Origin of the sequence: Segatella maculosa DSM 19339 = JCM 15638 (assembly GCF_000382385.1) — a bacterium.
Lineage (GTDB): Bacteria > Bacteroidota > Bacteroidia > Bacteroidales > Bacteroidaceae > Prevotella > Prevotella maculosa.
In genome coordinates this window covers 96044-120770 of sequence record NZ_KB908321.1, presented here as the reverse complement: position 1 = coordinate 120770, position 24727 = coordinate 96044, and the positions used below count along the sequence as shown (strand labels likewise).

General features: G+C 48.9%; 17 protein-coding genes and 1 tRNA gene. 6 read left to right on the top strand and 12 right to left on the bottom strand.

Annotation, left to right across the window (positions count from 1 at the left end; translation table 11 throughout):
• Positions 1 to 28 precede the first annotated feature (28 nt).
• The gene (locus H164_RS0104155) at positions 29 to 1510 is read right to left on the bottom strand and encodes a Do family serine endopeptidase (protein ID WP_025830243.1); all 1482 of its coding nucleotides are present in this window, start codon (positions 1508 to 1510) and stop codon (positions 29 to 31) included.
• A gap of 355 nt (positions 1511 to 1865) precedes the next feature.
• Between H164_RS0104155 and H164_RS0104150 the strand changes: the two genes are divergently transcribed.
• Both H164_RS0104150 and H164_RS0104145 read left to right on the top strand, forming a co-directional pair.
• Complete coding sequence (locus H164_RS0104150; RefSeq protein WP_025830244.1) at positions 1866 to 3200, top strand: NADP-specific glutamate dehydrogenase; 1335 nt, start codon at positions 1866 to 1868, stop codon at positions 3198 to 3200.
• Positions 3201 to 3407: 207 nt separating this feature from the next.
• Entirely contained in the window at positions 3408 to 4868 is a 1461-nt protein-coding gene (locus tag H164_RS0104145) for a PepSY domain-containing protein (protein ID WP_019967450.1), read from the top strand.
• Between the two features lie 400 nt (positions 4869 to 5268).
• On the opposite strand, the gene H164_RS0104140 is transcribed toward H164_RS0104145, so the two are convergent.
• From H164_RS0104140 to H164_RS0104090, 11 genes are all read right to left on the bottom strand, one after another.
• Positions 5269 to 5356: transfer RNA gene (locus H164_RS0104140), tRNA-Ser, on the bottom strand.
• A gap of 90 nt (positions 5357 to 5446) precedes the next feature.
• Positions 5447 to 6040, bottom strand: coding sequence for an IMPACT family protein (locus H164_RS0104135; protein WP_019967449.1), 594 nt, complete (start codon positions 6038 to 6040; stop codon positions 5447 to 5449).
• The gene (locus H164_RS0104130; RefSeq protein WP_019967448.1) at positions 6040 to 7287 is read right to left on the bottom strand and encodes a DUF1015 domain-containing protein; all 1248 of its coding nucleotides are present in this window, start codon (positions 7285 to 7287) and stop codon (positions 6040 to 6042) included. The genes H164_RS0104135 and H164_RS0104130 overlap by 1 nt, the downstream gene beginning before the upstream one ends.
• A 90-nt stretch (positions 7288 to 7377) precedes the next feature.
• Positions 7378 to 8295 carry an NAD(P)-dependent oxidoreductase gene (locus H164_RS0104125; protein WP_025830245.1) on the bottom strand — a complete coding sequence of 306 codons (918 nt, stop codon included), beginning with the start codon at positions 8293 to 8295 and terminating at the stop codon, positions 7378 to 7380.
• 14 nt (positions 8296 to 8309) lie between these two features.
• On the bottom strand, positions 8310 to 9383 hold the full coding sequence (gene serC / locus H164_RS0104120) for a 3-phosphoserine/phosphohydroxythreonine transaminase (RefSeq protein ID WP_019967446.1): 1074 nt from the start codon (positions 9381 to 9383) through the stop codon (positions 8310 to 8312).
• A 402-nt stretch (positions 9384 to 9785) separates the two neighbouring features.
• On the bottom strand, positions 9786 to 11105 hold the full coding sequence (locus H164_RS0104115; RefSeq protein WP_019967445.1) for a DEAD/DEAH box helicase: 1320 nt from the start codon (positions 11103 to 11105) through the stop codon (positions 9786 to 9788).
• Positions 11102 to 12289, bottom strand: coding sequence for a tetratricopeptide repeat protein (locus tag H164_RS0104110; protein ID WP_026356231.1), 1188 nt, complete (start codon positions 12287 to 12289; stop codon positions 11102 to 11104). Before H164_RS0104110 ends, H164_RS0104115 begins: the two co-directional genes overlap by 4 nt.
• 4 nt (positions 12290 to 12293) lie before the next feature.
• A complete protein-coding gene (locus H164_RS0104105) occupies positions 12294 to 13358 on the bottom strand; it encodes a tetratricopeptide repeat protein (protein ID WP_025830246.1) in 1065 nt (354 codons plus the stop codon).
• Between the two features lie 65 nt (positions 13359 to 13423).
• Complete coding sequence (locus H164_RS0104100; RefSeq protein WP_036887784.1) at positions 13424 to 14647, bottom strand: tetratricopeptide repeat protein; 1224 nt, start codon at positions 14645 to 14647, stop codon at positions 13424 to 13426.
• A gap of 25 nt (positions 14648 to 14672) precedes the next feature.
• Entirely contained in the window at positions 14673 to 17273 is a 2601-nt protein-coding gene (gene gyrA / locus H164_RS0104095) for a DNA gyrase subunit A (protein ID WP_019967442.1), read from the bottom strand.
• Between the two features lie 946 nt (positions 17274 to 18219).
• Positions 18220 to 19068: an ATPase gene (locus H164_RS0104090; RefSeq protein WP_019967441.1), complete on the bottom strand. Its 849-nt coding sequence runs from the start codon at positions 19066 to 19068 to the stop codon at positions 18220 to 18222.
• A 146-nt stretch (positions 19069 to 19214) separates the two neighbouring features.
• On the opposite strand from H164_RS0104090, the gene H164_RS0104085 reads away from it, so the two are divergent.
• The 4 genes from H164_RS0104085 (at position 19215) to cls (ending at position 24724) form a co-directional block, all read left to right on the top strand.
• Positions 19215 to 21593 (top strand): mechanosensitive ion channel family protein, encoded by a 2379-nt coding sequence (locus H164_RS0104085; protein WP_019967440.1) that lies wholly within the window; start codon positions 19215 to 19217, stop codon positions 21591 to 21593.
• A 108-nt stretch (positions 21594 to 21701) separates the two neighbouring features.
• Positions 21702 to 22454, top strand: a complete 753-nt coding sequence (gene kdsA, locus H164_RS0104080) for a 3-deoxy-8-phosphooctulonate synthase (protein WP_019967439.1) — start codon at positions 21702 to 21704, stop codon at positions 22452 to 22454.
• Between the two features lie 2 nt (positions 22455 to 22456).
• On the top strand, positions 22457 to 23434 hold the full coding sequence (locus H164_RS0104075) for a KpsF/GutQ family sugar-phosphate isomerase (RefSeq protein WP_019967438.1): 978 nt from the start codon (positions 22457 to 22459) through the stop codon (positions 23432 to 23434).
• 24 nt (positions 23435 to 23458) lie between these two features.
• Positions 23459 to 24724, top strand: coding sequence for a cardiolipin synthase (gene cls, locus H164_RS0104070; protein WP_019967437.1), 1266 nt, complete (start codon positions 23459 to 23461; stop codon positions 24722 to 24724).
• The last annotated feature ends 3 nt before the right edge of the window (positions 24725 to 24727 follow it).

The window sequence follows — 24727 nt, the reverse complement described above, 5'->3', positions numbered from 1 at the left end:
CCTGCCCCCTCGAATCAATCATCTGCGGTTATTCTGATACTTTAACTACCTTATAGTCTCGTTTTCCCGTCGGCCAAACGCCTTTGATAATCAGCACGGGATCTTTGCTCGTCGATACGCTCTTCACGAGCTCCTGCAGGTCTGAGATGCTCTTCAGCGGCGTGTCGTTGGCATATTGCATGATGAATCCTTGTCCGATGCCGCCGTCTTTGATGGCTCCCTTGCCCACTTTGGTCACTTCGAGTCCGAAGCCCAAGTCGTATTCCTTCTTCTGTTGCTCCGTTATGGGGCGGAAGCTTGCGCCGAGCACGTCGAGGTCGGCCGTCTTGATGACCTTCGTGTTGCCTTGCGCGTTCTTCAAGGTGACGGTCTTGCTCTTCTTTGCCTTGTTGTGGAAATAGGTCAGCGTGACTTGCTCGCCCGGCCGTTTCTTGGAGAGTAGTTCCTGCAGTTCGGCCATCTTCGTGATTTTCTTGCCGTCGGCCTCGACGATAACGTCGCCCTTGACGATGCCGGCTGCCGAGGCAGAGCTGCCTTCGACCACCTCGGCCACGTAGACGCCTTCGTTCGTTCCGAGGTCAACCGTCTTGTTGTCTTCCTTCTGTGCGTTGATGTAGTTCAGCACGTCGCCTCCCTTGATGCCCAGCACAGCACGCTGCACGGTGCCGTATTGCTTGAGGTCGTCCACCACTTTGTTCATGATGGTGGTTGGAATGGCAAAGCCGTAGCCGCTGTATGAGCCCGTCTGCGAGTAGAGCATGGCATTGATGCCCACGAGTTCGCCCTTGACATTGACCAATGCGCCGCCGGAGTTTCCTGGATTGATGGCTGCGTCGGTTTGTATGAAGCTCGATATCTGCGGTCCGTTGGTGCCTTCTCCGCCCATGGAACGGGCCTTTGCGCTGACGATGCCTGCCGTTACCGTTGAACTGAGGTTGTAAGGATTGCCCACTGCGAGCACCCATTCGCCTACTTTCAGGTTGTCGCTGTCGCCGATGGGCAGCGTCGGCAGGTTCTTGCCGTTCACTTTTATTAGTGCAAGGTCGGTATTGGGGTCGGTTCCGATGATGCGGGCAGAGAACTCGCGGTTGTCGTTCAACGTAACCGTCAGTTCATCGGCACCGTTCACCACATGATTGTTGGTCACGATGTAGCCGTCGGGGCTGATGATTACGCCGCTTCCCGTGGCTTCTTTCTTCGGGGTCTGCACTCTGCGCTTCTGCGTTCCGCCGTTTCCGCGGTCGGGATTGCCGAAGAAGCCGAACGGACCGAAGAAGTCGCTGAACGGGTCTTCCTCTACTTCCACCGTTTGCACCTTGGAATTCTGCACATACTTGATATGAACCACTGCGGGGAGTGCCTTCTCCGCAGCATAAGTCAGGTCTACCGGCTGCCCTGCGGCAACGGATTCGATGGCCGGAGTCGCATTCGCTTTGATGAAAGCTCCGGCAGAAAGGCCAAGTGCAGCTATGCACATGGCACTAAAAACATACTTACCATACATTTTCATAATCCTATTCTGTTAGTTTATATTTCAAGTTTCAACTTCTTACTTCTGCAAGTAATTGGTTGCAAATATAAAAGTAAAACCAAGAATATACATGAAAACCATTAATTCTTTATTCGATTTTAACTATTTGATTTAACACTTTAACGGCTCTTAAACGAGTCGTTTCCTTTTTTACACTTGTTAATCTGCAATCCATACGACTATCTAAAAGACATCAAAAGTACGAAAAACTAACTATTTTCTACTATTATGAATAAAAAACTTACTATTTGTTTGCATTTTAATCAAAAACATGTAACTTTGCAACCAAATAAAAAGAACGATATTTACTTAATCAATTAAAAGGAAAAAGATGATGAAAGCAGCAGAAGTTATTGAAAAGCTGAGAAGCAGATTCCCTAATGAGCCGGAGTATATCCAGGCTGTCAGTCAGGTACTCGCCACCATTGAAGAGGAGTATGACAAGCATCCGGAGTTCGAGAAGAGCAATCTTATCGAGCGTCTTTGCATTCCCGACCGACTCATTGAGTTCCGTGTCACATGGGTAGACGACAAAGGCAATGTGCAAACCAACATGGGCTACCGTATCCAACACAACAATGTTATCGGCCCATATAAAGGCGGACTGCGTTTCCACCGGTCGGTGAATCTTTCTATTTTGAAGTTCCTTGCCTTCGAACAGACCTTCAAGAACTCGCTGACAACACTCCCCATGGGAGGCGCAAAGGGCGGTTCCGACTTCTCACCCCGTGGAAAAAGCAATGCAGAAGTCATGCGTTTCTGTCAGGCTTTTATGAATGAACTCTACCGACACATCGGCCCTGACGAAGATGTTCCGGCCGGAGACATCGGTGTCGGCGGCCGCGAAGTGGGCTATCTCTTCGGACAATACAAGAAACTGACGCATCAATTCGTGGGCATTCTCACAGGTAAAGGCCAAGAGTTCGGCGGTTCTTTGATTCGTCCCGAGGCCACGGGATACGGCAATGTCTACTTTCTTGAGAACATGCTCAAGACACGCAACATCGACCTGAAAGGCAAAACGGTGCTCGTTTCAGGTGCAGGAAACGTGGCACAATACACGATTGAGAAACTGCTTCAGCTGGGTGCGAAACCGCTTACATGCTCCGACTCCGACGGTTACATCTACGATCCAGACGGAATCGATGAGGAAAAGCTCGCTTACATCATGGAATTGAAGAACGTGGAGCGTGGACGTATCAGAGAATATGCCGAGAAATACGGTGTTAAATACGTCGAAGGAGCTAAGCCTTGGTTTGAAAAGGCCGACATCGCCACGCCATGTGCCACGCAGAACGAAATCAATGAAGAGGCTGCAAAGGCACTCGTGGCCAACGGAGTGATTGCCGTCACCGAGGGAGCCAACATGCCTACCACGCCCGAAGCAACGAAAGTGTTCCAAGATGCCAAGATACTTTATTGCCCGGGTAAGGCTTCCAATGCCGGAGGTGTGGCCGTTTCGGGACTCGAAATGAGCCAGAACTCGGAGCGGTTGAAGTGGAGTCGTGAAGAAGTTGACAACAAACTCCGCAACATCATGGACGATATTCATGCCAACTGCGTGAAATACGGCACCGAAGCCGATGGCTATATCAACTATGTGAAGGGGGCCAACGTTGCCGGTTTTCTGAAAGTTGCCAAGGCAATGATGGCGCAGGGCATCGTCTAAGCCCAGTATTCAGCACCCCATCGACAAGCGGATAGAAACCGAAACGGGCTTCTATCCGCTTTCATTTGGCCTGTATTTCAATCTCCCTCCACTCGTCTTGCATACCGAAATAAGGCATACTGGACAGCAAAATCATGGGCGAAGCATGCGGATATGTTAGGGAAATATCGTAATTTTGCAGCACAATGAAACAGTATATCGGCAATCATGAAGAAATCAACATGGCACAAACATCATAAATGGCTGGGCATTGTCCTCGGCTTCTTCTTGTTGATGTTCTGCCTTTCGGGGCTTGTTCTCAATCATCCCACCCTATTTTCCGCCCTCAATGTGAGCAGGAAGTACCTTCCCGCAAGCTATCAATACCATCAATGGAACCAAGGTTTGCTCCGAGGAAGCCTCAAATGGAACGACCACATCATGCTTTATGGTAACAACGGAATATGGCTGACGGACAGCACGGCAACGACTTTCAAGGACGACAACCAAGGGTTTCCGTCGGGCACAGACCACAGAAACATTCGAGGCTTGGCCCTATTGCCGGGCAACAGACTGTTCGCCGCGGGCCAATACGGACTTTATGAACGCACGGGGCAACGCTGGACGCACATCAGTCTGCCCAAAGATGAGGACGAAAAGCTATGCGATATCACCGCTAAAGGCGACTCGTTGATTGTCACAAGCCGCTCGTTCGTCTATCTCGCCACCCCACCCTACCGCCTGTTCCGGCGCATCATGCTGCGCCCGGCAAGCCATTCCGACGGCAAAGTTTCACTCTTTCGCACGGTATGGCTGCTGCATAGCGGTGCGATTTTCGGCACGGTCGGCATCTTGTTTGTCGACTTCATCGTCCTTGTTCTCCTGTTCCTCTGCGTCACGGGCATTGCTTATTGGCTGCTGCCCCACCAAAACAAATCCCGATGGAGGCGGTTTCTGTCCGAATGGCACGACAAAATAGGGAAGATAAGCCTTGTCTTCACGCTCTTTCTCTGCCTCACGGGCTGGCTGTTACGCCCTCCCGCGCTGCTTGCCATCGCCTCGGGAAGGGTTCCGCCCCTGCCTTTTTCGACCTTAGACAACCCAAATAGCTGGACCGACCGGCTGCGTTCGCTCCGCTATGATGCCGTGAAAGGCGACTGGTTGCTCTACAGTTCCGACGGATTTTATGTGCTTCAGACACTGCAATCTGCCCCACAATCCGTGCCTGTTCAGCCTCCCGTGAGCGTCATGGGCATCAATGTCGAGACGCAAGATACCAACGGTTATTGGCTGATAGGCTCGTTCAGCGGCATGTATATTTGGGACCGAACGACCGATATCATTGCCGATTACTACACTCATGCACCCGCCTTGCCAAACAACGGTATGCCTTTCGGAACGCATGCCATAGCAGGTTACACCAATGATTTTGGCGAACACGAACGCATTGCGGACTATAATGACGGCTGTCCTGGCCTGAACATGCCCCCAGAAATGCGAACGTTGCCGATGTCGCTGCGCAATGTTTGCCTCGAAATCCACACGGGACGCATCTATACCTTCCTCGGGTCGGGTACCCTACTCTACATTTTCATCATCGGAATGGGCATCATCTGGTGCCTTTGGAGCGGTTGGAAGATACGCCATCAGGCGAGGAAAGCCCCCGAAGAAAGTGAAGGCAACAAGTAGATATTGCAAAAACTTATTGTCTGAAAAACGACTTTCGTTTTTGAAGCAAACTGCCTCTATCTGACCATTAAAATAGAATCGCATTCTTGTTTCAGCTATATTAGTGTGCAATATCAGCCATATTGCACGCTAATCTCAACCATATTACACGATAAAATAGCTGAGATTAGAACGCGAGGTATAAGTCGTTGAAGCTCAATCGAATGCATGTAGGGACGCACGGCTCGTGCGTCCGCTCACATTATAGTTGACTGTTGACAAGTAAACGGGTGGATAAGTGGATTGCCGCGCGTCCCTACATCGCCGATTTCACTGATACTCCGCTCGCAATCAAACGCCTTTAAAATGGAAAATCGTTGCAGGAGACAAGCCCCCACAACGATAACACTCACCCAAGAAGCGGAAGATGAGGGATTCAAACCCCCGATACGCGGAAAGCGTATACCGGATTTCGAGTCCAGCGCATTCGGTCACTCTGCCAATCTTCCTGAAATGCTTTGCAAAAGTAATAAAAAAAGATGAAAGACACACATGATATGCAAACGGAAAACAGCGATTTAACAGACATTATACATTTGTTATTGGAACGAAAGCTTGTTCAATCGGCTCCTCAACTGGTCGGCTTCGCCCTTTCGAATGCGCAAAGTAATGCTGCATGTATTGTCAAATTGCTGACTGATGATGCGTGCCTGCATCTCTTTCACGACGTGCATCACCTCGTTCATCATTGGATAACTGAAATCAAACGTAACGATTTCTTCCACTTGCCGCAGCTCTATTGTGGCATGTGCAAGGGCATCAGACGCTGCCGTTTTATAAGCAATTATCAGCCCACCTGTGCCTAAATTCACGCCACCATAATAGCGAACGACGACGATAAGGACGTCGGTAAGCCCGCAACTGTTGATTTGTCCCAAGATAGGTTTACCTGCTGTGGAACTCGGTTCGCCGTCATCATTGGCGCGAAATACCGACCGTTTGGGCCCAAGTACGTAGGCATAGCAGCAATGACGGGCATCATAATACTTCTTTCTGTAGGAAGCAAGAAGGGTTTTCACCTCGTCTACAGACGTAACATGATGCGCAAAAGCGAGGAATTTACTTCGTTTCTCACTGTAAAATCCCTCGCCGAAGCCGTCTTCAGAAATGGTTTTATACTGATCTTCCGCCATTATTGCAATTGATGTATGACCAAACCGCTGCGCAGTTTAGGCTCAAACCACGTGGCTTTGGGCGGCATGATCTTCCCACTGTCGGCAATATCCATGATTTGTTGCATGCTGACGGGATAGAGTGCCAATGCCATTCGCATCTCACCGCTGTCTACTCGACGGCGAAGTTCCTGCAAACCGCGCAGTCCACCCACGAAGTCGATGCGCTTGTCTGACCGCAAGTCCTTAATACCGAGCAGTTCATCGAGAATCAATCTGCTGGAGATGTCTACGTCCAAGACGCCGATGGGGTCGCTGTCATCATAGGTTCCGAGCTTCGCTTTCAGGCTGTACCACTGCTTATCTATATAGAGTGAGAACTCATGAAGCTGGCGGGGGCGATAGTCTTCGGCCCCTTTCGGCACCACCAAAAAGTGCTTTTCGAGTGCATGCAGAAACGCTTCTGATGACAATCCATTGAGGTCTTTCACCACACGGTTGTAATCCAAGATGGTCAACTGGCCGGCCGGGAAGCACACGGCCATGAAGTAATTGTAGGCTTCTGTGCCGGTATGCTGCGGATTTTGCTTGGCTTTCTCTGCCCCTACCAATGCGGCTGCGGCCGAACGGTGGTGTCCGTCGGCAATATAAAGAGCGGGCATACGGGCAAATTCGGCCGTGATTGTCGCTATATCCACATCATTACCGATGACCCAAAAGCGATGACGAAAGCCGTCTATCGGCGCAATGAAATCATATTCAGGTGTGGTTTGGGCGTAACGCGCAATCAGTTTGTTCAGAACTTCATTGTCGGGATAGGCAAAAAAGACGGGTTCAATATTGGCATTGCAGGCCCTCACATGCTTCATTCGGTCTTCCTCTTTGTCACGCCGCGTCAGTTCGTGCTTCTTGATAACCCCATTCATGTAATCATCTACGCTTGCTCCGACGACAAGACCGTATTGCGTCTTGCCGTTCATCGTCTGTGCATAGAGGTAATACTGCTCCTTTTCGTCCTGCACGAGCCAGCCGTTGCGTTGGAATTTCGCAAAGTTCTCGGTAGCACTTTCATAGACACGAGGGTCGTATTCACTGGTTCCAACGGGGAAATTGATTTCGGGTTTGATGATATGATACAGGCTTTTCTCATTGGTTCCGGCCTCCTCGCGTGCCTCTTCAGAGCTCAACACGTCGTAAGGTCGGCACTCGACCGCCTCGACGAGTGCTTTTGGGGGGCGCAATCCCCTGAAAGGTTTGATTTTCGGCATGATAAAAATGGGATTAAACAGGCTGAAACAAAAAACTTCCAAGCCGACTGTGACAAGACAGGTGGCTTGGAAGGTTCCGAATAGCCGGTTTTATTTGTTCACTTGATACGTCGTGCAACCGTCGGCAAAGAATGTATTAATCTGCTTGGCTGCCGCAATACCGGCATTGATATTGGCTTCGGCAGTCTGTGCACCCATTTTTTTGGGCGTAGAAAAATAGCGGCCTTCAAACTGTTGGAAGTCAACATCGGCATCGGGTTTAATGTCTGTGATGTATTTCAAATCGGTTCTTTCGGCAAGAAGTTTCAGCAATTCGGGTTCGTTGATAACTTCTTTGCGGGCCGTATTGATAAGAATACCGCCCTTTGGCAGCAGATTCACCGTGCGATAGTCGATGCTCTTGAGGGTCTCAGGCGTTGCCGGAATGTGCAAACTAACGATATCACTGCTCCGGAAAAGCTCGTCCACACTTGCGCAGGCCCGTACACCAGCGGTCTCGATTGCGGCGGTCGGGCAGAAAGCATCATAGGCACAGACTTCCATTCCGAAGCCTTTTGCGATGCGAGCCACGTTGCGTCCGACGTTTCCAAAGGCCAGAATGCCGAGACGTTTCCCCTTTAGTTCACTGCCCGACTTGCCATTATAGAAGTTGCGAACGGCAAACACAAGCAATCCAAATACCAGTTCGGCAACGGCATTCGAGTTTTGTCCCGGTGTGTTTTCCGCCACGACATGATGTGCAGTGGCAGCGGCAAGGTCGATATTATCATAGCCTGCACCGGCACGAACCACTATTTTCAACTGCTTTGCAGCATCAAACACCTCGGAATCCACCTTGTCCGAGCGGACAATCAAAGCGTCTGCATCCTTAACGGCAGCGAGCAACTGCGCTTTCTCTGTATATTTTTCAAGCAGAACCAACTCGTGTCCCGCAGCTTCCACTTCTTTTTTGATTCCTTCTACAGCCTCGGCAGCAAAAGGTTTCTCTGTAGCGACTAATACTTTCATCGTCATTTCGTCTTTTAATGTTTAGCTTCAAAGTCTTTCATTGCCTGAATGAGCGCGTTCACACCCTCCATGGTCTGTGCGTTGTAGCAGCTTGCACGGAAGCCACCCACGGAGCGATGCCCTTTGATGCCTACTATTCCGCGCTCGGTAGCAAAGTCCAAGAACGGCTTTTCAAGCTCTGCATAGTCCTCATTCATCACGAAACAGAGGTTCATCACCGAGCGTGAAGCCTCTTCAACCGTACCTTTAAAGAGCTTATTGCGGTCGATTTCGGCATAAAGTGCCGCTGCGCGCTCATGTGCCCGCTTATCAGCAGCCTCCACACCTCCATTCTTTTTCAGCCAACGCAGGTTCTCCAACATCGAATAAATGGGCACAACGGGAGGCGTATTGAACATAGAACCCTTCTCCACATGCGTGCGGTAATCAAGCATCGTGGGCAGTTCGCGCGGTGCTTTGCCCAAGGCATCGTCCTTCACGATGATAACCGTCACGCCAGCCATGGCGAGGTTCTTCTGTGCTCCGGCGTAGATGGCATTGTATTTGGCCACATCTACGGGCCTACTCATAATATCCGAGCTCATGTCGGCAACCAACGGAACTTTCACATCAAAGTCCTTGCGGCACTCGGTACCGTAAATCGTGTTGTTGGTACAAACATGCAGATAGTCGGCATCAGCCGGGACGTTCGCCTCGAAGCCTTTCGGATAGGAAGTATAGCCGCCATCGGCAGACGAAGCCACCTCGACGACCTCGCCGAAGAGCTTGGCTTCTTTCATAGCCTTCTTAGCCCACACGCCCGAATTCACGTAAGCCGCTTTCTTAACAAGGAAGTTGGCGGGTATTTGCATGAACTGCAACGACGCGCCGCCGCCCAAAAAGATGACCGAATAGCCCGCAGGAATATCGAGCAACTCCTTGAACAAGGCCACACACTCATCAACAACGGGCTGAAAGTCTTTGGCGCGATGACTGATTTCCATCAGCGAAAGCCCGCTGCCGTTGAAATCCAATAATTGCTTAGCGGTGTTCTCGATCACCTCGCGAGGGAGCATTGACGGGCCCGCATTAAAGTTATACTTCTTCATTTGGATATTTTTTTTAAGTTGTTTATAGCATCTTGTGTCTGAATTCCACGCTTGCGAATTTACACTTTTATTTTCATATAAACAAATTATTTGTCACGAATTCATTATTTTAAGCATAATTCTTTCATTATGTCAGCACACATGTCCGACACGTCACAGAAAACAAGACCTGCGTCCGGCTCTGTCGGCTCACGACGACAGCCGAAATGAAACATTGAATAAATCTTTACAATATAGCAGAGAATTCAAATTTGCTGCGTATTCTTTTCAAATTCTCTTATAAGCGAATTTTAGCACGCTATATACTACTGATTATCAATAAGTTATAAAAGCGATTTTTTGGCCTTAAATAAACATGAAAATTCTTTACTTTCCTTGGAATTCCATGCGTTCGCCACTACCTTAGCGCACTTCCTCAACAACAGTCTTGATACCTTTGAGCTTCTCGCCCTTGGTAAGCGCCAGCACCTGCCCCGCCTTTCGGCGACTCACGGCCACATAGGAATAGCGTTCGTTGACGTCGATGCGCCCGATCTCGTCGGCGTGCAGGCCGCCTTTCTTACAAAGGAAACCGACAATGTCTCCCTTGCTCACCTTGTCGCGCTTGCCTTTCCCGATATACAGCGTCACGTTCTTCGGCTGTGCCGGCCGAGGAAGTTCGTACGGGATAACAAAGTCTTCGACCTTAGCGTCGACATAGGCCGGAATGGCCTCGCTATCGTTCAAGATAAAGAACGCCCGCCCGCTCTTATCCCACCGCGCAGTGCGCCCGACGCGATGGATATAGCCGTCTTCGCTCTCGGGAAGATGATAGTGGACGATATTGTCAATGTCTGGGATATCCAAGCCACGCGACGCTAAATCGGTGCTGACAAGAATGTTTGTACTGCCATTGGCATACTTATAAAGTGCTGCTTCACGCTGCTTCTGCTCCATACCACCATGATACACGCTCACACCAAAGCCCGCTGCGCTCAGGAATTCCGCTGTCCGCTCCACGGCTTCCCTGTGGTTCAGGAACACAATGCTGCGCTGCTCGCCGAACGAGAGTAACAGCTTTTCCAACGTTTCGAGCTTATCCTTTTGCGGACTTTTCACCTTATATATATATACACGCTCAGGGACTTGCGCCTCAATGGGCAGGAAGTCGAGCCGTCGGAAATGCTTTTCAACGACGTGTGCGTCGCCCAACTCTTCGGCAGGAGTAGCAGAAAGGAGCACGCTGTGCACCTCTTTCGGGAGCTTATCCAACAAAGCTTTCATCTCTTCATGGAAGCCCATCTCTAAGCATTTGTCGAACTCATCGAGAATAAGATAGCGAATGCTGCCAGCCAATATATTCGCTTTATCGAGATGATCGTTCAATCTTCCCGGCGTGGCAAAGACAATCTGCGGCTTTACCTCGCGCAGTTTGCGGTGCTCCTCCATCGTGGCTCGCCCACCATAGCAGGCCATTCCGCGCAAACCACTGCCCATGTTCTTCAACACCGTGGCCGACTGCAAGGCTAATTCGCGCCCGGGAACGACGACGACAGCCTGCACTTCATCGGACTGGACGTCCAACAATTCGGTCAAAGGCAGCAGATAAGCCAACGTTTTTCCAGAGCCTGTCGGAGAAAGAATCATCAGGTTTTCCTTGCCGTGTAGCATACCTTCGATTACTTTCTGCTGCATTTCGTTGAGCTGGATGCCCAGCTTCGCGATAATGTTTTCTGTCTTCATAGCAACTTGTCTATTTCATCAAACTGCTTACCCATGTTCAGATTGAGGTAAATGGTATAGAGTGGCAGGGCCCATTTCTCCTTTTGTTGCGGGGCTAAAGCGCGGTATTTCTCAAGATAGGGCAAGGCTTTGCGGTAGAAATCCAATATCCGGTTGCGCGCTTTCTGGCTCACCTGCACGTTCTTGTCCAGCTCTATGGCCTGATTAAAGAGGGCTAATCCCGCGTTCAGATAAATGTCGGGCAAGGTGTCGTTGTCAGCTATCAGCGCCTTATTGATGTCTAAACTCTCCTGATAGCGGCCCATTGTGAGCAGCAACGAGCCCTTGGCAAAACGGAATATCCTATTGGTAGAATCCACCTGCAAAGCCCGGTTACAAGTCTCCAATGCCTTTTCGTATGCATTCTCTTGGCCGTAATAGCTTATCAGATGCGGGAAAAAGAAAGGCGATGTAGGAAATTTCTCGAAACCTTCGCGTAGCGTCTGTACATATCTTGCCGTGTCTTTCTCCAGTTTATAGGTCTCAGCCAGATACTGCAGCAGGTAAACTTCGTGGGCAGTGTCCTTCAATGCCAAATAAACATGGCGCAAAGTCAGTTGCGGTTGCCGCATTTTATAACCGCAATACGTGGCCCAATAAGCCGCTTGTGGCATCAGTTTGTCCCACTCGCCATACCGGAAGCGGGCAAACATCGGCTTTGAAGCACAGGCAATATAAGTGTCGAAGAAATCAAAGGCATGTGCAAAGTCTTGCTTTTTCAGAAAGAACACACCGCCGTTGAACAGATTCGGGCGATATTGGTTCAGCACTTCCGCACTATGTTCGCGATTCTTTAGCCTCACTCTTCCCTTCGCATCGGGAATCATTTCCAGCGAATCAAGCCCTTCGAGCGTTGCAAACATTCGCCTGCCCATAAGGAACAGGGCCGCTGTATCATACTTCTCTTTCAGGTAGAGTTTTTCATTTCCTTGCTCATATTGCTTCTGTTGGGCCTCAAAAAGCAATAGCCACACCTGCTCGTTCTTTCTTGAAACAGAGTCTTTCAGCAGGTCTGCCATCAATACCTCGGCCTTATCGAAGTTCTTTCCGCTTTTGATATAGTCCTTGGCTTGGGCGATAATCTTCTTCTGTCCCATGCCAACGAGCGGAAAACAAATTAAAATACTAATGATAACTCTCTTCATTCCTCTACAATCCTAATACCTTATTCACTTGATCAAGTATCTTCTTCCATTCAATCAACTGCCGGTTCTCATCAAGACCGGCAGTCCTGAGCAACCAATCTCTTGCCTCCTGATACAGCGCTTTTATCCGGTTGGCATCGCTTTTGGTCAATTTATGCTGGTCATCCTCCAAGCTGTCACGCAGTTCTTCGGCTTTCGAGACATAACAAATGCCCACATCATAGACCGCCTGCACATAGCTGCTATCAATCGCTACAGCCTCTCTAAAGCACTCTATGGCCTCGTCCCATTCCTTATTCTGCATACTGATTTCGCCTTTCAAGGCCCATGCACGCTTGTTGTCGGGCCGTTTCTTGATTTCTTCTGTAGCAAATTCGGCCAGCTGCGTCCTGTCTTTCAATCCCGAAAAATAGTCTATCAACATTTTGAAATACACGTCGTTGGTGGGTGCCATATCGTGTAGCTCAACCAAAGCCGTGATATATCTTGCGGAGTCCTGCTGCGATTCGAGATGCGTCTTCATGCAATTGATTTTTATTTCAGCCGCATCTTTAGCATAATTGGAGTCTTTCAAGGCCACATCGGCATAGCGTTCCGCTTCTGCAAAATCCTCTTTTCCATAGGAAAGCAGGCTGACATAATAGGCCACCAGCCCCATGTTATTGTCTTTCCCTTGGAAAAGAGGCCGCTCAACGCAGTCCAAATAGAGTTTGAAAATCTCCATCGCCTCTTCATTTTTCCTTCGGCTGTATTCATACATCCCCGCATCTACCAACACAGAGAGGTAAGGTGAGAGCCTTTTCCCATTGGTCATGCGATAGCGGGGACTGCTCTTTCCCTTCTTATCGGGTTTGGAATCGAAATAATCGCATATCACTGCGTCTTTCATCAACTGCACAACACCTTTATAATAAGCCGTGGTATCATGCTTGACAGCAGGGAGTTCCTGCAACAATCCATCGATTTCGGCGTTCATCGTCTTGGCTGTGCGCCTTGCATTCTGCCCCACACACGGCGGAGAAAACAGTGTGCAGAGTAACAAAAAGGATAAGATGACACAACGCTTCATAAGGAAAAATAAAGAAAAAGGACAGCATGCAGCCAAAGACTGCATGCTATCCCTTATAAAAGATATTACTTCGTCAACGCTTCCATCTCTTTGGTGCGGCTGTCAGCAGCACCATAGAGACTGTAGTACACGGCATAAAGCGGATAGCTCCAGTTTGCTTTCTCACGATTGGGATCGAGACTGCGGGCCTGCTCAAGGAATCCTTCGCTCTCTTTATACAGCTTCTGCTGCTCGTCCTTGTTGCCGTTGATAGCCCCAGCCTGTGCATTGAGACAGAAACCAAGGTAGGTCAAGACGATAACATTCTTACCATCCTTCGCTACGGACTTCTTAAAACAGTCCACGGCTTCCTTAGGTTTGTTCTCATTCATGTAGATCTGACCTTTCAAAGCCCATGCCAAAGCATTCGTGGGATCAGCAGCCAACTTATCGTTCAGCATTTTGTCTTGCTCCGAAATCATCTTCAGACTGCCGTACATCGTAACTAATGTAGAGAAAATTTGGTCGTTATTGGTATTCTTTGCATAGAGGTCTTTCAGCTTGTTCACATACTGCACGGAGTCTTCCTTGGTCTTCAGACCCTGCTGCATGATGTAGAGTTTGAGGTTCAATGCGTCTTTATAAACCGCAGTGTCCTGCAGGGCAACGTCCACATACTTGTTGGCAAGTTCCATATTATTTGCTTGGAAAGCATAAACACCAGCAACACGGGCCACTTCTCCAAGGTAGGTATCAGGGTTCTTACCTTTGTCAACGCTGTTGAACAATGGATTTTTTGCACTTTCCACATACATCCCAAAGAACTTCAAGGCTTCAGTTTGATTGTTATGCTGGGCAGCAGTCTGACCGGCATTAATCAAATTAGGACGCAAACCGTAAAGACGAGTGGCGTTGTTGCTCTCATATTTAGGTTTTACTTTACCTTTCTCGTTCGGCTTCTGGTCATATTCGTTACAAAGGAACGCATTGCTGATAGCATCATAGATAGCTTTATTGAAACCCAACGTGTCATAAGGTACTTCCTTACCCTGCCCGAACTGTTTGGCCATTTGGTTGGAAGTAATCGTTCCCTGCTCCCTCGATACCTTTTCCATGGCAAGGTCTACAAGTTTGTTGTAGGCTTTGGCCTTCTCTGCATCATTGGCAAGCTGATCCAAATTGGCTTTTATCAAGTCTTGGGCCTCGGCATATGTCTTAGCCTTCAGAATGGCCTTCAAAGGCTCACTGTCACCGGCAAAAGCAGCAGATGTACTGAGTAGCATCACGGCTGCAAGCATTAACTTTTTCATTTTCTGTTATGTATTAAAAGGTTTGTTATTCAGTTTCATTGTCTTCTGAGTCTGCGAGCGATGCGTCTTCAGCCACGTTACTGCCTTCACCCTGGGCGCCTCTCTTGATTTCTTCAGACTTATTGGCCCATTGTGCACGACTTTCCTCTTCAACGGTAGCCTCCAACTCCGAACTCATCACCTTGCAAACGCTGGCAATGGCGTCGTTCTTCTTGGCCAGATTGATGAGGCGCACACCTTGGGTGGCGCGTCCCATAACGCGAACATCGGCAACTGCCAAGCGAATAACCACGCCGCTCTTGTTGATAATCATCAAATCGTTCTCATCGGTCACGTTCTTGATGCTCACCAGTCGACCGGTCTTGTCGGTGATAGCCAGCGTCTTGACACCCTTACCGCCGCGGTTCGTAATGCGATAGTCCTCAACCTGACTGCGTTTTCCGTAGCCCTGCTCGCTCACAACCATTACGGTTTCGGCCCCGGCATCGTTGACCGTGATCATACCCACGACCTCATCGTCGCCCCCATCAAGCCGCATTCCACGCACACCTGTAGCTGTTCGGCCCATTGTTCGAATGGTATTCTCATCGAATCTCACGGCTCTTCCATTGCGATTTGCCATGATCAACTCGTTCTTTCCATTGGTCAAGCGAACGTCTACCACCTCATCTTCGTCTGCAATGTTTATTGCAATCACACCGTTGGCACGCGGACGACTGTAGGCTTCGAGGCTGGTCTTCTTCACTGTTCCATGCTTGGTTGCGAAGATAACATAGTGACTGTTGTTGAAAATTTCATCGTTCAACGTCGTCAATCTCAGTATAGCATTGATGGCATCATCGCTCTCTATATTGAGCATATTCTGAATGGCACGCCCCTTACTGTTGCGATCTCCCTCTGGAATCTCATAGCATTTAAGCCAGTAGCAACGCCCTTTCTTCGTGAAGAAAAGCATCGTCTGGTGCATCGTTGCAGGATAGATGAACTCCGTGAAGTCCTGTTCGCGGTGACGAGCTGCCTTAGCTCCCACCCCACCACGGGCCTGTTCGCGGAACTCGCTCAGCGGTGTTCGCTTGATATATCCCATGTGACTCACCGTAATTACAACCGGATCGTTGGGATAGAAGTCCTCGGGATTGAACTCTTCGCTTGAATATTTGATTTCAGTTCGGCGTACATCACCATACTTTTCCTTTACTTCATTCAACTCATCCTTCATCACTTTCTTACAAAGTTCAGGGTCGTCGAGTATCTGTTGGAAGTAAGCTATCTGGCGTTCCAACTCTTCATACTCAGCATGGAGCTGGTCCATACGCAGGCCGGTCAGCTGACTCAGGCGCATATCGACAATGGCCTTACTCTGCAATTCGTCGAGTTTGAAACGCGTTTCCAAGTTGCGCTGGGCCTCAACCGGGGTCTTACTGCCACGAATAATATGCACAACTTCGTCGATATTGTCGCAAGCAATAATCAGACCTTCAAGAATATGGGCACGCTCCTGTGCCTTTTTCAAGTCGTATTTCGTGCGGCGAATGGTCACGTCATGCCTGTGCTCCACGAAATACTTCACACATTCTTTCAGGCTCAACAGGCGTGGACGACCCTTCACAAGGGCAATACAATTCACCGAGAACGAGCTTTGCAGGGCCGTCATCTTGAAAAGTTTGTTCAGAATGACATTGGCATTGGCATCGCGTTTCACGTCGATGACAATGCGCATTCCTTGTCGTCCCGACTCATCATTGGCGTTACTGATACCGTCGATCTTGCCTTCTTTCACGAGTTCAGCGATATATTCGATCAGCATCTGCTTGTTGACGCCATACGGAATCTCCGTTACGACAATCTTATCGTGGCTCTCTCCGCTTTCAATCTCAGCCTTGGCACGCATCACGATGCGTCCTCTTCCCGTCTCATATGCCTGACGTACGCCTTGTATACCATATATATATGCACCCGTAGGGAAGTCGGGAGCCTTGATATACTGCATCAAATCATCGAGCGCAATGTCGGGGTTATCGATATAAGCACAGCAACCATCGATTACTTCACACAGGTTATGTGTCGGTATGTTCGTTGCCATTCCCACGGCAATACCGTTACCTCCGTTCACCAATAAGTTGGGAATCTTCGTCGGCATGACGCTCGGCTCGACCAAAGTGTCGTCGAAGTTGTTGGCCATATCAACGGTTTCCTTCTCCAAATCGTCCATTACGTGCTCGCCCATCTTGCTGAGTCGGCACTCCGTATAACGCATGGCGGCCGGCGAATCGCCGTCGATAGAACCGAAGTTTCCCTGCCCGTCAACCAACGTATAGCGCATATTCCAGTCCTGCCCCATGCGGACAAGCGCACCATAAACCGAGGAATCGCCATGAGGATGATACTTACCGAGCACCTCACCCACGACGCGGGCACACTTCTTATAGGGTTTATCACTGGTATTACCGATGCCTAACATTCCATAAAGAATGCGACGGTGCACCGGTTTGAACCCATCACGAACATCAGGAAGCGCACGTGCCACGATAACCGACATGGAATAGTCGATATACGAAGACTTCATTTCTTCCTCAATGTTAATCTTTAAGATTCTGTCATTGTCAATTGTCTGATTTTCGTCCATTGATATTCTTGATAATGATTTATTTTGTTCAACCACAGAAAAGCTGTGAAGCAAAACCGTCCCAAAGGCCGTTTATTTTCGTTCTAAGCCATTTTCCATCGTTTTTCAAGGGTGCTAATTTACTACTTTTTTTTGATATAAAAGCCGTTACGAGCCTTAAAATCGCCAAATTTAGATTTATTTGTATTTGTAGAGCCACGCGGTTCGTGCGCCTGCTCAAGCCCTATGCTATCAACATATCGTGTACACACATTTTTAAAAGGCCGAAATAAGCGGACAAACAAGCCACTTATTCCTACAAAAAAGAAAGGAACCGCTGTGCCATTTTGTAAATTTTATATCACAAAAAAGCACATCTTTAAAGACCGACAAATAGAAAATGAAAAACAATGAAAATGAAATTCACGAATAAAATCAAGGCGGTTTTCCCGCCATCCAAGTCGGGTTGTATTACAAAACGACCCATTCTGGCACGCAGAATGCCTCATTTTGCAACGTAGAACGGCCCAAATTGTATGACAAAACAGTAGAAACAAGCCACTAGAAAAGCGTAACTCACCCACTTTTGATGCACAAGCCACTCACTATTAAAAGGCAAAATACAAAGGAAACTCCATCAGTCAACGCAACCATCTCATGGCCAACAACTTACAGAATAACCCATAAAACGCGCAAATTCGCAGAATTCACTCCCCCATTTTGCTACACGCAAAATACAAAGCCCTTTTTGTAAGATTTATTCCGAAGCAAAACAACGCCTAAGATGCTGTGTTTTGAAACTCCACTACCCCTTTGAAAGAGAAAATTCCTATCTATTTGCAAACTCATTCACCCTCTCTTCGGGAGCAAAGAGGCAGACCTTCCATTTTTTTTGACGCAGTGTCGTTTCCTGACAAAGGCTTTTCCACCTTTCTCATCAAGTCTTCTTATTGCCTGACCGCAACGTTCAACGCCCGTTAACATAGTAACGTTGCAACAAACCCTCTATGGGACGCTTCTCGATACGGCTCACTTCGTAACCCGATTCGTGGCATACTTCAATCAGAAGCGGGGAAAACGCATGGGCAATGCTGCCGACAAAGCCAATGGGAAGCCGTTGTTTGTAGGGTTGAATGTTGCGCCGAATGAAATCAGAAAAGTTGTCTTTAACCAACTGTTGCAGGCATTTTTCGTCTTGATGCCGGCCGATGAACAGGGCCACGGAAGCCAAATAGCGGTTGGCAAGTGGCTCACTATAGACCCTATGAATGATGTCTTCGTAGGATTGTTCGGTCTCTTTCAGATACAAATCACGGACAAATGGGGGCAGACTTCCCTTAAAAATGCCATTCAAAAAACGCTTTCCAAGCACCGCACCGCTACCCTCATCGCCGAGGATATAGCCCAAGGGTGGAGTGTTATCCACGATGTTTTGCCCGTCATAAACACAGCTATTGGCCCCCGTTCCGAGTATACAAGCGATGCCTTCTTCGTGACCACAGATTGCGCGGGCAGCCGCCAAGAGGTCGCCGGCCACCTCTATTTGACCGTCAGGAAGATGGAAAACATCTGCCAATAGGGCTGTCATACCGGGGACAAGGCCTGCCGTACAGCCACTTCCGTAAAAGGAAAGCCGCAGTTCGGGAGTCGTTTTACCCTTCAAAAAAGGCAACAACTCGGTTTGAAGGATATGCCGTATCGTTGCCGGTTGCTGGTGACAAGGGTTGATGCCCTGCGTCTTCCAAGCGGAAAGGACACTGCCTTCGGCCAAAAGCCAGTCGGTCTTCGTGCTTCCACTGTCTGCTATCAATCTCATATTGCTTGTTTTGCCAGACAAAAGTAGGAATAAAAAGCGAAAACAAGAGCCGAAAATGATAAATATTTCAAAATTACGGCAGCCGAAACCAGTCGTATCTATACTTTTTATTACTTTTGTAAGCGCAATAAACCGATAAAAACGACATGAACAAGAGGTCAATCTTATTCTTCCTACTCGCCATATTCGCCCTTTCGCCCACGCATGCTGTGCTGAAAGAACAAAACATTGAGAGTACATTATCTATCCTTCGCACCGAGTTAACCAACTATCATGCCGAGCTGGAACGCCAATCGGGCTACATGAGAGAGCAGCAATCGGCCGTGCGCGACAAGCTTTTCAACATCATGGGCAAGAGCAATCAGAACGCATTGATGCTCTATTCGCAGAAGCCAGAATATGTTTTTGACTTGGCATATGCCTGCCATGAGGCCACTGAACAATATGCCGACTTCAAGCAAAACGTGCAACCTTTCCGCCTTCTCATTGAGAAAAACAATGCCGAAATAGCCCGCTATGACTACCTGATCAACTCATTGAGCACGATGAACGTCATGGCATTGAACCGGAAAGCACAAACAGATAAGAGCGTATGTCTGACACTTGCCGTGAATATTCGCCACACCCTCAACGACAACATCAACCAGTTCAAAGACTACATCGGCTACTATCAAGCCATCGAAGCCCAGCTGAAATCGCTCAACGACTATGCAAACAAACGCTACAAGGACATACAAAGCCACATCTTCAGCAACACCGGAGAGAACTATTTCCATATCCTTGCCCGGCTACGTGCCAACATTCAGGATACCGAAGAGACCATTTCGACCAAGTATTTCGTGAAGACCAAGGTGCGCTCGCAATGGGATTCGCAGTATATCATCGGTCTTTTTGCCCTCATCGGCTTCTATGCACTCCTCGCAGGACTGCTGAATATCATAGCCGTTCGGTTCCTTATTCCGAAAAGGTTTCGCACACCTGCCTTCATGACCCGGCGCACTTGCATCATCATGACCTCGTCGGTGGTCACGTTGGCACTTATTCTGGGCCTGATACGCATTGTCTTTTCCGACCAAAACTTCATTATCATGGCCAGCGGACTGCTTGTCAGCTACACATGGTTGCTGGGAGTAATCCTCATTTCATTGCTGTTGCGCCTCACCGGCAACCAGATCAAGAGCGCATTCCGCATCTATCTGCCGCTGATGGCCATGGGGTTCATCGTGATTTCATTCCGCATCATTCTCGTTCCCGACAATCTGGTCAACATTGTGCTGTCTCCAATCCTCTTGGTTTGCACAGTTTGGCAATGGTTCGCCATACGTCACGACAACAAAAGCATTCCCAAGAGCGACGTAACCTATACTTATGTGTCGCTCACTGTCTTTGTCGGCTCGCTGATTTGCGCGTGGTTGGGCTATACATTGCTCAGTGTGCAGTTGCTGATTTGGTGGATCATGCAGCTAACCTGCATACTGACGATTACATGTTTGCGTGGTTGGATTAAGAAATGGGCTATAAAGCGGGGCTATGCCGACAAGGAAATCACGAAGACATGGTTCTTCCACCTCGTTTATCAAGTGGTATTGCCCGTGCTTGCCGTGATCTCGTTCCTCTTGGCCCTCTATTGGGCGGCCGATGTTTTCAATTTAAGCGATAAGATATGGGACATCTACCGCGAGCAATACATCAATACTAAATGGTTCGCTGCCAGCATTCTCTCTGTAGCGGAGGTCATTGCGTTCTACTTTATCTTTGCATATGTCAACCGAACGCTGAAAGCACTGCTCAAAATACACTTCGAACAATCCGACCTTAGCACTGCCGCAAGTCGCTATACGATGGCAAAGAACGTCATTCAAGTGGCCGTTTGGGGCATTTGGTTGATGGTGTCGCTGGCCGTTTTCCACATAGATAATACTTGGCTTGTGGTCATTTCGGGTGGTCTTTCAACGGGTATAGGCTTCGCTATGAAGGACATTTTGGAGAACATTTACTATGGAATATCACTCATGGCTGGCCGAGTTAAGATCGGTGATTACATCATTTGCGACGGCATGCGCGGCCGGGTTAGCTCCATCAACTACACATCAACCATCGTTGAAGCGGTGGACGGGTCGGTGATTGCCTTCCAAAACAGTCAGCTGTTCACGAAAAACTATAAGAACATGACCAAGAACCACGGTTACGAACTCGACGCTTTGGAAGTCGGCGTGGCCTATGGAAGCGACATCAAGAAAGTGAAACAACTGCTGCACGACGCCATCGTTGACCTTGAAATCACGGAGCCGGGCCGCGATGTGAAGATTGTTTTGAAGGAATTTGGTGACAGTTCCATCACATTAAAGATATTAGTGTGGGTTTCTGTCATGACACAAGGCATCGATGATGGTCGTATTCTCGAATGTGTTTACGACACATTGAACAAACACAGTATAGAGATTCCGTTCCCACAACGCGACGTACGCATCATTCATGCCACGCCCGAACAAGCCGAGAAGGCTACTGCCGAAGCCGAAGAATAAGTGGAAACGAAAGCTTGGCAGCCGCATAAAAAGAGAGAAATGTTTGCACTTTTCTCCCTTTTTGCGTAACTTTGCATCTCCAAGTAAGTGTCAAGAAACGATAATATTATGCAACCCTTATTTATTGCAGGCCCATGTGTCATTGAATCGGCAGCCTTATTGGATGCTGTTGCCCAAGAACTGGTGAGGCTAAATCGAAGATTCGGCATTGATATCATCTTCAAATCTTCGTTCGACAAGGCCAACCGCACGTCCGTCCACGCCTTCCGTGGCCCCGGATTGGACAAAGGTTTGCAGATGCTTGCCGACATAAAGCAGAAATACGGACTGAAAATCCTCACGGATATCCATGAAAGTTATCAGGCAGAAGCAGCAGGTAAGGTGTGCGATGTGCTTCAGATACCGGCCTTTCTTTGTCGGCAGACCGACTTATTAATAGCTGCTGCAAAGACGGGAAAGGTGGTCAACATCAAGAAAGCACAGTTTCTTAGCGGGACAGATATGAAGTATCCGGTCGAGAAAGCCATGGAAAGCGGTGCCAAGGAAGTGTGGCTCACGGAACGGGGTAACTGCTTTGGCTACAATAATCTGGTGGTCGACTTCCGCAATATCCCTGATATGAAAACGATAGTCCCCACGGTTATCATGGATTGTACGCACAGTGTGCAGCGTCCGGGAGCAGGAAACGGCTCGACATCCGGCGACCGTAGATTCGTTCCGGCCATGGCTTTGGCTGCCAAGGCCTTTGGAGCAACGGGCTATTTCTTTGAAGTACACCCTGATCCCGACAAGGGATTGAGCGATGGACCGAACATGCTTGAACTCGGAAAACTGGAACAACTCATTGAGAAACTACTGTAGAAATGGACAAAACGATAGAAAAAAGGCTCGAAAAGGTTTGCGATTGGGGCGGACAGGCATTGAAAGAGGAAGCCCAAGCCATCTTGGAACTCCTGCCACAGCTTGATGACAACTTCACGAAAGCCGTCGAAATCATGTATAACTGTCATGGGAAAATCATCGTGACAGGCGTAGGCAAGAGCGGAAACATCGGGGCTAAGATTGCAGCCACACTTGCTTCGACGGGCACACCGGCCTTTTTCATCAATCCATTGGACGTCTATCATGGCGATTTGGGCGTGATGACAGCCGATGATGTGGTGCTGGCGCTGAGCAATTCGGGGCAGACCGATGAGTTGTTGCGCTTCATTCCAATGGTGCTCCACATGAATATTCCCATCATCTCTATGACCGGGAACCCCAATTCCTTGTTAGCCAAATACAGCAACGCCCATATACGGGTCTATGTCAGGAAAGAAGCCTGCCCATTAAACCTTGCTCCGACAAGCAGCACAACCGCTGCGCTGGCTATGGGCGATGCTTTGGCGATTGCTTTGATGCAGATGCGCGACTTCCGTCCGCAGGACTTCGCGCAGTTCCACCCGGGTGGCGAGCTTGGGAAGCGGCTTTTGACCACCGCGGCCGACGTGATGCGCACCAACGACCTGCCTATTATCCCGCAAGAGATGCACTTGGGCGAAGCGATTATCCGCGTCAGCAAAGGTCAACTCGGCCTCGGTGTGTCCCTGACCGACGACCATCAGGTGATAGGACTCATTACCGACGGTGACATTCGCCGTGCCATGGAACGCTGGCAAGCCAAATTCTTCGACCATACAGTAAGCGATATTATGACAAGAACGCCGAAACTTGTGTTGCCAAGCACCAAGATCAGCGAGATACAACGCATCATGAACCAACACAAGATACACACGGTATTGGTCGTAGACGAGGAGAAACGTCTCTTAGGTGTAGTAGATCACTACGCTTGCATGGTGTGAACAGAAAACAAGAGATTTGAGAGATTGAAACAACTTATACTTTTTATCGGGCTATGGATTGGCGGCACGACGCTTTGTGCCGCCCAAACTTCCGACTCATTAATAGCAAAAGACCTGAGAAGTCATGGCGTCACGTTCACCAATAACAATGCCGTGACACTGCTCATGAGCGGACAAGAGAAGTTCGACGACATGTTCAAAGCTATCCGACAAGCCCGGAAAAGCATTCATTTAGAGTATTTCAACTTCCGCAACGACTCCATTGCAGGCCTCTTGTTCAGCCTGTTGGAACAGAAAGTCAAGGAAGGTGTGGAGGTGAGGGCCTTGTTCGATGCCTTCGGAAACGCCTCCAATAACCGACCATTAAAGGCCCATCACTTGCAAAAAATCCGAGAATCGGGCATCGAGATATATAAGTTCGACCCGATAACCTTCCCATGGGTCAACCATGTTTTTGCGAGAGACCACCGCAAAATCGTTGTCATTGACGGCCGAACTGCCTACACCGGTGGCATGAACGTGGCCGACTACTACATCAAAGGCACGAAGGTTGTGGGCGAATGGCACGATATGCATTGCCGCATTGAGGGCGATGCAGTGAACCAATTGCAGGCAATCTTCCTCCGTATATGGAACAAAGTGTCCGGCCAAAACGTGCATGGTGCACAATATTTCCGCGGCATACACGATGCCGACTATATCAAAGGACTGAAGCAAGATACGTGTCCGACGGCCCACAACAAGTGTGTAGGCATCGTCAACCGAGAGCCAAGGACGAGCAATGAAATCATCCGAAGGTTCTATCTCTCGGCCATCAACCGCGCAAAAGACAGCATCAAAATCATCAATCCGTATTTTACGCTGAACCATAAGCTGATGAAAGCCTTGAAAGAAGCTGCAAAAAGAGGTGTGAAAGTGGAAATCATGCTGAGCACAAGGAGCGATATTCCACTGACACCCGACTGCGGTTTCTACAATGCCCACCGACTTATGAAAGCCGGTTGCCATGTATGGATGTACACAGCTGGCTTCCATCACACGAAAATCATCATGGTAGACGGGCGCGTATGCACTGTCGGGAGTGCCAATCTCAATGCCCGAAGCCTCAGTTGGGACTATGAAGAGAACGCTGTTATCCTTGATCGGTGCACCACACAGCAGTTAGACGACCTCTTCGACAGCGAAAAGAAAGATTGTTTCTACCTAACCGAAAAGCAATGGAGGCAATGGCGCACGCCATGGCAGCGACTCCGCGGCCGACTCAGCCACCTATTGGCCCCATTCTTATAAAGA